Raw genomic sequence first — 11,591 nt, 5'->3', positions numbered from 1 at the left:
ACGCCAAAATAGCGCTCAACAAGCGAGTCATATTGAATTTAGTCACTACTATTGATTCGCTCATGATGAATCATTGCTTGAGTTTTTAGCTAGTTAGAGATAGCTTAATAGATACGAAATATCCATGCAGACGAGATATTTTTCAATTAAATCTATGTTTTTCAAACACTTATAAAAATAAGCACCAAAAAAATATCCAGTCATCGTGACGGATATTAAAACTGTTAACTGGATCTGAAAGTATGTGGAAAAAACTTAAGGAAATCATTCTTGGAAAACCTTCAATTGAAATGGAGCATGAATACTTTGGAAAGATACTTTTCATGGGCGGAGATAAACCAGCCGATGATGACTACTGGGAAGCAGAGGCTTCAATAAAGGAAGCTAAAGAGCCATTAACAATACTTATTAATGCACCATTGTCTGGCCCAACTGAAGCGCATGTAGCATTTTATAAAAATGCAGTTTCTGACTTTGAAGCATTGTTTGGCAAATGCTGGCCTATATTCGAGCCAGATTTTCAGCAATGGGCAAATAAACAATTCTCTGGTAACTGGAAAGACGACTTCGAGTTAATGAGCATAGAGATACCAAGGGACGCGGATGAAAGAAATGAATGGACTGTGGGCTACTATGTAGATGCCGCAAAGCACTATTTCACAGCGCGATTTATTGATGGTAAACCCACGTATAACGAGATCGATGGGTAATCCAGTTAACAAAGCCAGCCAGAGGGACCAAAAAGCCGCCGCTTCGCTCTGGTTTTACGGCCCCTGCTGGCGGCGTTAGGCATCATTAATATGACCAAGTTCGTAATCCAAAGTGTCAATATCGGCGACGAAGAAGTTCAAGAAATTATCGTCGATACAACTCCCCAAGAGGATGAGTTCTACGCAGATATCCGTGAACTTATAGCAAAGCTTCCCGAATCGGAAGACGTGACAATTTTCGTGCTCCGCGCGCATCTAGTCATTGAGCAACTCGTCATAAGAATGACCGAGTCTCTTGTTCGTAATCCCCAGCACATAAGAAAAGCAAACCGACTTCAGTTTTCGACACGAGTCCTATTCTTACGTTCTTTAGTTAAACCATTAATCCAATCAGATGACTCATTTTGGGGCTCGATTAATTTGCTCAACGGACTTCGCAACGATTTAGCTCATAAGCTCGACATCCCTGCATTGGAAAAGGATATTGACTCTTTCATTGAACTGGCAGCTTCAACCCTTCAAATGTCTAGCCGCCCAGGCTTTGATAGCCTTGTTCGCATCGATAAATTAAAGGCATGTCTAAAAGGGCTATGCGAGTTCACATCTGGGGTGCTTGCAGTTACTTGGCAGGAGCGTCAAAGCGGTGCTTAACAATTTGCTCCTGTTGACGCCCATACCTACGCGACTTTTGTGCGTTCCGCTTCGCTGCACTATAGCATGAAAGCCACTCCGGTTTGGCCGCAACAGAGCAAGGCGTTACGGCTTGTTTAAATCTTCCAATACCCTGAAAAGTAAGTTTGCGTACTAATGTAGCCTGGCTTTGATTTTATCTGTTTTTTTATCGCCTTTGTTTGGCCTGCTTCCCCAGCTACAAATATTGCAGGGTTGCCATCTTTCCATGCCAAATCTTCAAGACCTTCAAGCAAGACATTTTTATTCATGTCGTCATTGATAAGCCATCGCACTTCTATACCATGGGGCGCATCAATAGGTAACTTATCCTTTGCTGTGGGAACTTTAAGAAATGCCGTACCCACAGCGGATGCGGGTAACTTCTCCAGAATGGCGGCGGCGGCTGGCAGGGCTGTAAGATCTGCCATAATTAAATGCCAGTCTGCATGAAAGTTTGTGTACTTAGTGTCACCTGGGCCTGCAACTCCTAAGTAGTCACCTTGTTTCGCATCCTTAGCCCAATTTGCACCGAGTCCTTCGTGATCGTTCACGGCAAAGTCTACCATCAACTCTTTTGTTTGCTTGTTAAATGCACGCACAGTGTAGGAACGCATCCATTTTTTAAAACCTGCATATATGCCAAGCTTTGGTTTAGTCTGCCCTGGTTGCGGGAATATGGCTTTAAAATGTGCACTTTCTTTGTCGGCTGGAAAGTCTTCTAAATCATCGCCTCGTAAGACAATGCGTCTCATATGTGGCCCCATATCCTCGATGTGGGCAACTTGTGTCATTCTCATTTTTATCATAGTCATAATCTCCTGGCTTTAGCTGGCCATAAATCTATCAAGCTTTGGTTTGAGGGCGAGTGACATTAGTAATGCCATGCATAACCCAAAAGGTAGCCCTGCACTAAAAGCTTGTTGCCATGCACTTACAAAGGCTACGATGTCTGTGAATCCTAGTAAATTTGCGGTCGTACTTACGGCTAGAATGGACTCCATAAAGAACGCCATTAACAACCCGGTAATGATTTGATGGAGAGTTTTATGACCGTTGGGCATAACTTGCAGAAGAAATTTGCCGGTGAGGGTCATAAAAAGCAAACCTGCTGGAGCCATAATCGGCACGGCAATGGCGAATGAAGAAAGCCAGTCACTCCAGAAACTTTCCCTAACACCGACATTCACGTAGGTCATGATGCCAGTCAATGTGCCACCCACAAGGCTCATCATTCCGGCTATTACTAAAATTTTCTGATACAGCGGGCGTTTAGGTGAATTGGTTCCCACAAGGGCTGCTGACATGTGTTTTCCTCTAAATATTGAATTTGTTCGGCATATAGTTGATAATAGCAACTATATTAAATATGGTTGTTATTGTCAACTACATGATTTGAGATTTTTACTATGTTCAATGCAGTTACGGTCGAGGCGGCTTTTCATTTAGCTCATGCAATCAAGCAACAGCTTGGTAGCCAACTGGAGGCTCAAAACCTGGGTATTGCGACGATGCATGTAAGGGTTTTAAAGGTTATTGGCAAATTAGATGCTTGTACTGCAATTGATATTGCAGGCATTTTTAAGCGTGACAAGGCGCAGATTACTCGCTTGGTTAATCAGTTGATTGATCAAGGCTTGGTTCAAAAGGAGCCTAACCCTGGTGATAAGCGTAGTCAGATTTTGACGCTGACTTCGGCTGGCAGGGCTTTACAAGAAAGGTTGCGGGCCATTTCGGATGACATGGAAGAGCAAATGACGCGGGGTGTTGACGCAGCAGATTTGAATACCTTTATGAAGGTTGCTCAGAAAATAACCAGAAACTTAACTGGTCAGTAAAATGACTCTAAATTACACACAACAAGGCTTTCAAAAACCGTACTGGTCAAAAAGCGACTCACACTGAACGCGCAAGCGCTACGCCCCTTAGCGCGGCGTTATGTTTCCATTGTTTGAAAGAAGTTAACTTATGGATATGTTTCTACTTTTAACTACAGGGTATTCAAATTCAGTTAAGACGGCGTATGCTGTATCCTTTTTATTAAATAAATTCCCTGAAAAGAGGCGGTGTGGTGATTAAAAAGGAAAACGAGCTGAGTCAATCGGAAACTCACAAACCAAATAAAAAGGCTGGTGCTATATTGATTGTAACCGCTCTTGTAATAGGTGTGATGTGCCTAGTTTTCTACTGGTATCTAGCAGCTTTAGCTCGCGGATTTTCTAATCATTAAAGCATTGGAAGATTTTTTGCAGGGTAGAGTTCCTCTTAACGAGGTATTGCAGCGCGCGTATTCGGCGAAGCCGCATGCAATAAACGTATTAACTACCGAGTAGTCACTCGCAGCAAAGTGCTGTTGCGGACTACGAACTTCACCACAAAGCTAAGCATTAGCTACAACGGAGAATTCAGTGATTGGAGAAACTAATTTAACTAAATTACTCGGGTCGATGTCACCGGAACTAATGCCGGGTGAGTATGTGTTCTGCTCGGTGCAAGGGGAGTATGGTGACTTTCAAGAACTGTCTCCATTAGCATCTTATCGCGAAGCTGAGGGCTTAACGTTGCTTGTTGAAAAACAAGCCGCAATCGCTAACAAATTGCCATTTGAATCGGTGTTTAGAGGCATAACCTTAACTATTCATTCAAGCCTCGATGCGGTTGGTTTGACTGCAGCTGTTGCAACTAAGCTGACTGAAAAAGGGATCAGTGCTAATGTAGTAGCAGCGTATTATCACGATCATATATTCGTTCAAGCAGAGAAGGCGGAATTAGCAATTGAAGCATTAAGCGAATTTAGTAGCTAACCAGCTATTAGATAGGGCGACATATAGTTGGCTATGTTTCGTTCCCCAACATTTTAGTCAACAATTATTTGCCTCTCATTGAGGTGTTATAAGGCAAGCTTTTGATTAAAAATATTTCTAAAACTAAGACGTTTTTGATTGGCTGTAGTATTCCGACTTTATATATTGTTCTATACAAAACTTTAAACTTGTTAGGGTTTTATTGGAGTTCGGTATTTGATGTTGTCACGATTGGCTTTGTCGTTCTTTCCTTTCCATGGTCACTTCCTTCATTCGTATTCCCTAGAGAAATAACGTGGTTAGCCGGCCGGTCGCTCTCGGGCTATATCGAGGCTGTAAGCCTGATTATAGGTTTCGGAATCAACTTTTTAATAGCGTTAAAATTCAGTGCTCGCTACTGGTTGCTAAGTGTTTTGAAATTCTCTGTGCTGGTATTGGTGATGCTTATATTTTTTATCATCTGGATTATCTCGCGTGGCGACGCATGGGCGCTACAATAAGGGCTCGTTTTACTCATTGCGCGCCACGCTGTTAAGCTTCTAGCCTTATGCAGCGGCGTCACCTACTAAGAGAAGTAGATGTTTTTTACTAATAATCATAGTAATTCAATTCATAGAAAGAGAAGTAAGTCTCTCGGTGTTCCGGAGCTAATTGCTATTGCGCTTGGTGGCATGGTTGGTGGTGGGATATTTACGATTCTAGGGATTTCAGTAGCGCTAGTAGGTGTATTTACTCCTTTGGTGATTGTAATTGGTGGAGCCATTGCCGGTCTTGCCGCCTATTCCTATGTCAAGTTAGGTGTTTACTATAAAGATGAGGGCGCAACGTACTCGTTTTACAAAAGAACATTCCCCAATTCTTCTTTTGCGGCATCATTAATTGGTTGGTGGGTCATTTTCGGCTACATCAGCACATTGGCGTTATATGCCTATACGTTCGCGTCTTACGCGATTAGCGGATTCTCTTTTGCCGACAGTGAGTTAGCACGAAAAGCTGTAGCTGGACTCATTATTCTTACCTTTACGCTTATCAATATTTGGAGCGTGAAAGGTATGGGTAAATTGGAAGACATTATGGTTTATACCAAGTTAGTTATCTTGGTAGTTATCTCGTTTGTTCTTATCAATAATAGTCAATCAACTATCCCTGAGCTAATACAGGGCGACGCTGATGTCAGTGTATTGTCAATTTTAATAGTCGCGTCACTGACCTTTGTTGCATACGAAGGTTTCCAACTTGTTATCAATGCCGTTAATGAGATGGAAACACCAGAGAAGAATATTCCCAAAGCTATTTATTCCGCGCTATTTCTCGCTGTTCTCATTTATTTCGTTATTTCTTTGGGCGCGATACTGGCTATTCCCTTTGATGAAATCATTCAAAACAAGGAGTATGCACTTGCTTCGGGTACTGGCAACGTGCTCGGTCACTGGGGAACTGACCTCGTGATATTAGGCGCACTGTTAGCAACCAGTAGTGCTATCAGTGGGACTCTATTTGGCGCATCGAGGCAGATGGCGGTTATCGCCGGTGATGGCTATTTTCCGGCCATTCTTGCGAAGCGAAGCAAGCACATTCCTGTTGCTGCGATTATTAGTATGGCGGTCCTTGCGTTTATTCTCGTGCTTGCCGGGAGTTTAGAGGTGATACTTGAATTTGGTAGTGTGACGTTTCTATTAGTGTCGCTACTAATGGCGTATGCTAATTTCAAAATCCGTGATTTGACCAAGTCATCATTATTCATCACCGTTGTTTCCTTTTTCGCTCTGTTAATTGGAGCGGTACTTATTCTGTATTACGAATTCAACAACCAACCTCAGCAACTAATTTTTATTATTGGCCTCTATATATTGCTTACAATCGGGTCATGGCTGTTTTCACGAAACAAGCCACATCAAGTTGGTAAATGAGGCTTTAGCTATTCCATTTGTTAAGCATTTACTGTTGCGTTCAGGGTTAAGCGCTACGAAAAAAATTAGTTTAAGCCTGGGTCTCGGTTTTCAACTTTGGATGGAGTCGTATTGCTGGTCGGCTCTATTGGAGCATGGTGCTTCGAGAAGGGTTTGAATGGTTGAGTAGAATAGAACACTAACAATTGTAGCCAATGAATTGACATGAATACAAAAATATTAAAAAGAACTTTCTGGGTATTTCTTCTACTTTTCGTGTTTGCTTCGGTAGCACTCACCGTTATCGATTCGGGGCTCAGAAATAGCACTACACCACATGGCATTGTGTCATTTGAGCTGTGTGCTTATACCGCGTCTTGCGATGCCGCGTTAATTCAATGGGGCACAAAGGGTCAAGCCTTAGCATTGCTAAGCCTGGGTTTGGATTATCTATTTTTGTTTTTGTATCCCGGATTGATCGTCATTGGTTTGTTGCTGATTGCTCCGCGTGTACCGCGAAACTTGTTCCGTCTAACAATGTTCGCCGCATGGTCTTGTGTTGCTATCGGCTTAGCCGATGCCATTGAGAACTACGCCTTAATACAAATTATTCTAAGTGAGTCGGGTAGCCGCTATGGATTGCTAGCTAGCATTTCTGCCACCATCAAGTTTGTGTTGCTCGGTATCGCGCTACTGTGGTGGTTGTTCACTACCGTGAAGTACGGTTTATTGAAGCGGCAACCCAGTTAAGTAAGACATACTTCTTGAACTATCTTATGCCTGCTATTGAAGGCGCCAAGGTCAATTTGATGGAATAGCTTGGAAATTAATGCCTTTCATTTAGAAAATGCAGCTGCGTGTTACTCTCTCTCGGTCACAAAATTGGAACAACGTTAAGAAAATTAGAATGCTCACGCATTACTAATTTTCAAACAACGTATTGATATCTGGTTCTTCGTCACAACTAATACAAGCCTGATGCGGCGACATTACACCTACAGGTTTGGTTGCCGTGCAGAATAGACTGAAAGTAGGTTTTTGTAAAAAATGTAAAGTTGATGCGCTCAGATCTATGTCGACATTCCTATTTCCTACCATAGACAATGTATTTAGTTTTTAACTGGAGTAATCAATGAAAAAAATTCTTATCTTTATGACCAATCATGCCACCTTAGGTGAGACCGACGAAGCGAACGGCACCTATGCCGCCGAGTTGACTCATGCGGTAGCTGAGTTTGATAAAGCCAAATTTCAGTATGATTTAGTAACGATCGCAGGTGGTGAAGCACCACTGTACGGCGAAAATGATTTTGACGATGACGCACATAAAAGTGTTCTTGCTGATCCAGCATTTGTTGCCAAAATCAAAGCCACTAAGAAAGCTGGCGACATCAACATAGACGACTACGACGCGGTATTCTACCCTGGTGGTTTCGGCTTGTTGTCAGACCTTGCTACTAACGATGAGGTCGCTGCGTTAACTGCTCAGCTATATGACAAAGGCGCAATCGTTGGTGCGGTCTGTCATGGTCCAGCCGGCTTACTCCCAGTAGTTCTAAATTCGGGTGAAAAATTATTGTCGACTAAAGAGGTAACGGGCTTCACACGCGATGAAGAAGTGGCGGCTGAGACCATCGACAAAATTCCTTTGGTGCTTGAAGACGAGCTACGCACTTCAGCGAAGTCTTTCAGCAAGGTGGACGTATGGCAGGAGCATTTGGTAATTGATGGTCAACTGATCACTGGGCAAAATCCAGCCAGTGCACATGCTGTCGGTAAAGCCATGGTGGCCGCCTTAGTTTAAATGAAGGGCTTAATTAAAGGGCTTAATTAAAGAGCCTAATTAAGTCGCTTAACTAATTAGCGTAAGCGATAGTCGCCAAGGTGAGTTAATGGAAAAGCCGAGTGGTAGCTTCAAGTTTGAAGTCACCACTCGGCTTAGTTTTTGCACTAATTAGTCGACCACGTTAAAGGTCTTGCCGTCTGGTAGGTTGAGCGTCTTGCCATCAAAGAACGCTTTAAAGGACACGTCTTTAAGGTTTCGGTGGTTAAGGCCATCGCTTTGCGACCAGCTTATGGCGTTTAGCGTTAACACCTTGCCGTTTTGCTCATATTTGCCGTGGCCCGATACGGAACCTTGGGGGCTGCCAGATACCAGAATGAAATACCCATCCGACAATGCAAGTTTGCCGTCAGCCAGTTGGTAGACCTGCATATCGTCGCCGCTGCCAACACGCTTGAGGGTTTGTACCGTTCCTGCGCCAGCACTAAATACCAGTGTTAAGTTATCACCGTTTCGGGTGACTTTAAGGTCGTGTTCGGTGGCGCCGTCAGAATCGAGTTTCGATGTTGGAGCTTTGGCAAGAGGGTACACATGCAGGGTTTGATCCGCTGCAAGACGCAACCCAGCGCCGCCAGCCCAGCAGGTGCCAGCGTGAGCCATTGAGCCTTGTTGGTCAAACGGTTCACTTTTATACATGCTTTGCTGAAGAAAGGTGCCGTTCTTGATTAAGAAGATACCGGTCAGCGGCCGATCCTCACCCTTAGAGGTAACGAGGCTGGTGTACTCCCACAGGCCTTCGGTTTCAGGCAATATGGTTTTTTCTGCGGCGACACTGGCCGCTGATAAAAGCGACAGGGTTAAGAGTAATATTGAGTATGTGCGTTTAAAAAGTTGCATAAGATATTTTCTCGTATAGTTCAGGCCGAAGTATCAAGCGCTTGCTTGGGCATTTGGCTAAAAAAATTGGCGACCAAATTACTTGGCCGCCAATGATCAACATTAGTAAGGCGTAACCGCCTGATCAGTAACTAATTAGTTAATGACGCTAAATGTTTTTCCGTCTGGCAGGTTGAGTGATTTGCCGTCAAAGAACGCTTTCAAGGAAACGTCTTTTAGGTTGCGAGTCGTAATGCCGTCGCTTTGTGACCAGCGAATTACATTCAACGTTAGCACGTCACCAGCTTGGTCAAATTTACCGTAGCCCGTTACCGCACCTTGTGCGCTGCCAGTTACAAGTACGAAATAACCGTCTGACAATGCAAGCGTGCCATCAGCCAATTGGTAAACGCGCATGTCGTTGCCGTCGCCAATGCGTTTGAAAGTTTGAATGGTGCTGGTGCCAGCGCCAAATACGAGCGTTAGGTCATCACCTTTACGAGTTGCTTTTAGGTCGTGATCGGTGACGCCAGCAGATGATAATTTCTCGTCATCGACCGGTGACATGCTTAGTGTTTGATTAGCTTTCAGAACCAAGCCAGCGCCGCCGGCCCAACACGTGCCAGCATGTGCCATTGATCCAAGGTCATCAAATGACTCGCCATTGAAGATACCTTGTTGCAAGAATATGCCGTCTTTGATTAAGAAAACGCCGGTGAGAGGTAGAGATTCGCCAGACGAGGTAATCAGCCCAGTGTATTCCCAAAGACCTTCGGTCTCAGGCAGTATGGTTTTTTCGGCCGCGGCACTGCCTGCCCATAGAAGCGACAAGGCTAAAAATAATACTGAGTAGCTACGTTTAAAAAGGTGCATAAGATATTTCCTCGTAAAGTTGAATTTAAAGTGGCCAACAGCGGCTACTGTGAGTTTGCTTTTAAGCGGTTGTTTCAGTGAGCGGTGCTGACGCTGGCTATTGGGCGTGGCACGCGCTGTTACACGTTTACGCTATGACGGTCGGCCATAGCCAATTGCGAATCATTGGGTTTCATGACTCTAAATCGTCAGTCGATTGAGTGCCCAATAGGTCTTTAATGCTGGTTGGTCTAGCCGGAAAACGAGCGGTGAATCCGCCCAGTATCTCGGGTGCTAGCTTGCGTTCGCGTGCCAGCAGAAAGCGGCTTTGATAGTGACAGTAGCGCCCCTGACAATGGCCCATGCCGCAGCGAGTCAGAAGTTTTAGCGCATTGAGGTCGGTGACATCAGGGTTGTCGGCTAAGGTGTTGACCACTGAGCCCACAGTCACTTCTTCGCATTTGCAGAGGTAAGCATCGTTATCCATGGTGCCGGCGATGAGCGCATCACCGGGGTAGGACAGTTGTGCTAACAAAACGGCAAAGTCTCGAGTGGCTGTTAATGATCCGCGAAACGTGTTGCAGGCTTTTGCATAAGCTGCGGTAGATATTTTTTCAGCGTCTAAGTTTGCACTGAGGGCGGCAAGCCGACCTTCGAAATAGGCAACATTGGCACCGGCCACGCCTGTGGTTTCGCCAGCAACATAAATGCCGGGCACTGAGCTACGCATACCATCGTCGTGCGTAGCAATCCAGCCGCCAGCACTCTGCGACCATTCGCAGTGGCCACCTGCTTGACGCAATAAATCATTATTGGTTAGAAAGCCAAAGCAGATTCCAAGACGGTCACAGTCAATGTTTTGGAGTTCGCCGCTAGATTTAGCAGACTTAACCTTGACGCGCTCGAGTGCATGCTCGCCTTCGGCACTGATCAATTGAGTGCCAAACTTAATTGGCACTCGCTTAGCGAGCAATTGTATAACCACGCCCATGATGAACAGAATGTTCGGTAGCTGACGCAACAATACTAACGGACTTCGGGCCACACGCAACATTGCTGACAGTGGTTGCGTGAACATGATGCCGGCCACGTCACCGCCAGCGGCTAACACCTGGTTTGCCACAATAAGTTGCAGCGGATGACTGCCGACAAATAAGAATTTGTCACCGGGTATAATCTGTTGAGACTTTAAGAACGCTTGTAAGCCGCCGGTCGCCATAACGCCGGGCAGCTGCGCGCCTTTGAACGCGAGCGGCATGTCAAAACATCCGGTCGCGATCAATATGCGTTTTGCATCTAATGGCTGAAGCCCTTGCTTAGATTGTGTGCTGCTCAGTATTTGTAGCGTAAAACCATGTTCGGCTTGGCTAATGCCCAGTACCGAGGTGTTATTTAAATGAGTCAGACTTGGTGAATCAGTAAACCGTGCATAGAGCGCATGCAGGTGGCGGTAGACGCGCTGCGGTAACCAATTGCGAACGGTGAATTGCGACGGCGGGCGGCGCAATATTTGACCACCGGCTCGATCTTGCTCGTCAATAATGACGACGCGCATACCGTGTTCGCAAGCAACTTCGGCGGCGGCCATGCCAGCTGGGCCTGCACCGACTATGGCGAGATCAAACATCGTTATTTTCGCCTCCTTTCGTGCTGGCAGTGCTGGGGTTCACGTCATGATCAATTGTGGGCTCAGTACCCGCAATCCAGTGACTCAAATCGACATTAGTGTCGATGCGCATATTCGCTTGCGCCGGTGTAACACAAGCCAGAACCCAGCGAGAGTCGGCGTTCTGTGTAACACGCACACGGCACTCAAAGCACACGCCCATATTACAAAACATCATTCTTGGTCGGTCGCCGCGGGTTCGGTAGCAGGAAGTTTTGTCCTGCAATAACAACACCGCCGCGATAGTTTCTCCGGCAAAGGCGGACACCGTTTGCCCGTCGATGACCAGCTCAATGGGGTCTCCTCGAGAGACTTTATTATTTGCGCGTGATGACATCTGCA

13 protein-coding genes are annotated in these 11,591 nt (G+C 45.3%); 7 read left to right on the top strand and 6 right to left on the bottom strand.

Going from position 1 to position 11,591, the window contains the following annotated elements:
- Window positions 1-242: 242 nt before the first annotated feature.
- Window positions 243-710, top strand: a complete 468-nt coding sequence (locus DFR28_RS04840; RefSeq protein ID WP_113953142.1) for a hypothetical protein — start codon at window positions 243-245, stop codon at window positions 708-710.
- A 90-nt stretch (window positions 711-800) separates the two neighbouring features.
- On the top strand, window positions 801-1,361 hold the full coding sequence (locus DFR28_RS04835) for a hypothetical protein (protein ID WP_113953141.1): 561 nt from the start codon (window positions 801-803) through the stop codon (window positions 1,359-1,361).
- Between the two features lie 116 nt (window positions 1,362-1,477).
- Here the strand turns inward: DFR28_RS04835 and DFR28_RS04830 are convergent, their stop codons facing one another.
- A complete protein-coding gene (locus DFR28_RS04830) occupies window positions 1,478-2,188 on the bottom strand; it encodes a siderophore-interacting protein (protein ID WP_170131976.1) in 711 nt (236 codons plus the stop codon).
- A gap of 18 nt (window positions 2,189-2,206) precedes the next feature.
- The gene (locus DFR28_RS04825; RefSeq protein WP_113953139.1) at window positions 2,207-2,686 is read right to left on the bottom strand and encodes a DUF2798 domain-containing protein; all 480 of its coding nucleotides are present in this window, start codon (window positions 2,684-2,686) and stop codon (window positions 2,207-2,209) included.
- 102 nt (window positions 2,687-2,788) lie between these two features.
- On the opposite strand from DFR28_RS04825, the gene DFR28_RS04820 reads away from it, so the two are divergent.
- The 5 genes from DFR28_RS04820 (at window position 2,789) to DFR28_RS04795 (ending at window position 7,876) form a co-directional block, all read left to right on the top strand.
- Window positions 2,789-3,217, top strand: a complete 429-nt coding sequence (locus DFR28_RS04820) for a MarR family winged helix-turn-helix transcriptional regulator (protein WP_113953138.1) — start codon at window positions 2,789-2,791, stop codon at window positions 3,215-3,217.
- 570 nt (window positions 3,218-3,787) lie between these two features.
- Window positions 3,788-4,183 (top strand): ACT domain-containing protein, encoded by a 396-nt coding sequence (locus DFR28_RS04815; protein ID WP_113953137.1) that lies wholly within the window; start codon window positions 3,788-3,790, stop codon window positions 4,181-4,183.
- Window positions 4,184-4,761: 578 nt separating this feature from the next.
- Entirely contained in the window at window positions 4,762-6,093 is a 1,332-nt protein-coding gene (locus DFR28_RS04805) for an APC family permease (RefSeq protein ID WP_113953135.1), read from the top strand.
- Window positions 6,094-6,297: 204 nt separating this feature from the next.
- Window positions 6,298-6,822 carry a hypothetical protein gene (locus tag DFR28_RS04800; protein WP_113953134.1) on the top strand — a complete coding sequence of 175 codons (525 nt, stop codon included), beginning with the start codon at window positions 6,298-6,300 and terminating at the stop codon, window positions 6,820-6,822.
- A gap of 382 nt (window positions 6,823-7,204) precedes the next feature.
- Window positions 7,205-7,876 (top strand): type 1 glutamine amidotransferase domain-containing protein, encoded by a 672-nt coding sequence (locus DFR28_RS04795; protein WP_113953133.1) that lies wholly within the window; start codon window positions 7,205-7,207, stop codon window positions 7,874-7,876.
- A gap of 150 nt (window positions 7,877-8,026) precedes the next feature.
- Here the strand turns inward: DFR28_RS04795 and DFR28_RS04790 are convergent, their stop codons facing one another.
- The 4 genes from DFR28_RS04790 to DFR28_RS04775 all read right to left on the bottom strand — a co-directional run bounded on the left by DFR28_RS04790 (window position 8,027) and on the right by DFR28_RS04775 (window position 11,586).
- Window positions 8,027-8,752: a hypothetical protein gene (locus tag DFR28_RS04790; protein ID WP_113953132.1), complete on the bottom strand. Its 726-nt coding sequence runs from the start codon at window positions 8,750-8,752 to the stop codon at window positions 8,027-8,029.
- Window positions 8,753-8,887: 135 nt separating this feature from the next.
- Window positions 8,888-9,604: a hypothetical protein gene (locus DFR28_RS04785; protein ID WP_113953131.1), complete on the bottom strand. Its 717-nt coding sequence runs from the start codon at window positions 9,602-9,604 to the stop codon at window positions 8,888-8,890.
- Window positions 9,605-9,776: 172 nt separating this feature from the next.
- Window positions 9,777-11,210 (bottom strand): NAD(P)/FAD-dependent oxidoreductase, encoded by a 1,434-nt coding sequence (locus tag DFR28_RS04780; RefSeq protein ID WP_113953130.1) that lies wholly within the window; start codon window positions 11,208-11,210, stop codon window positions 9,777-9,779.
- On the bottom strand, window positions 11,203-11,586 hold the full coding sequence (locus DFR28_RS04775) for a (2Fe-2S)-binding protein (RefSeq protein ID WP_170131975.1): 384 nt from the start codon (window positions 11,584-11,586) through the stop codon (window positions 11,203-11,205). Before DFR28_RS04775 ends, DFR28_RS04780 begins: the two co-directional genes overlap by 8 nt.
- Between the last annotated feature and the right edge of the window lie 5 nt (window positions 11,587-11,591).

The organism is Arenicella xantha (assembly GCF_003315245.1).
Lineage (GTDB): Bacteria > Pseudomonadota > Gammaproteobacteria > Arenicellales > Arenicellaceae > Arenicella > Arenicella xantha.
The sequence above is the reverse complement of the archived record's forward strand: the minus strand, read 5'-3'. Positions and strand labels throughout refer to the sequence as shown.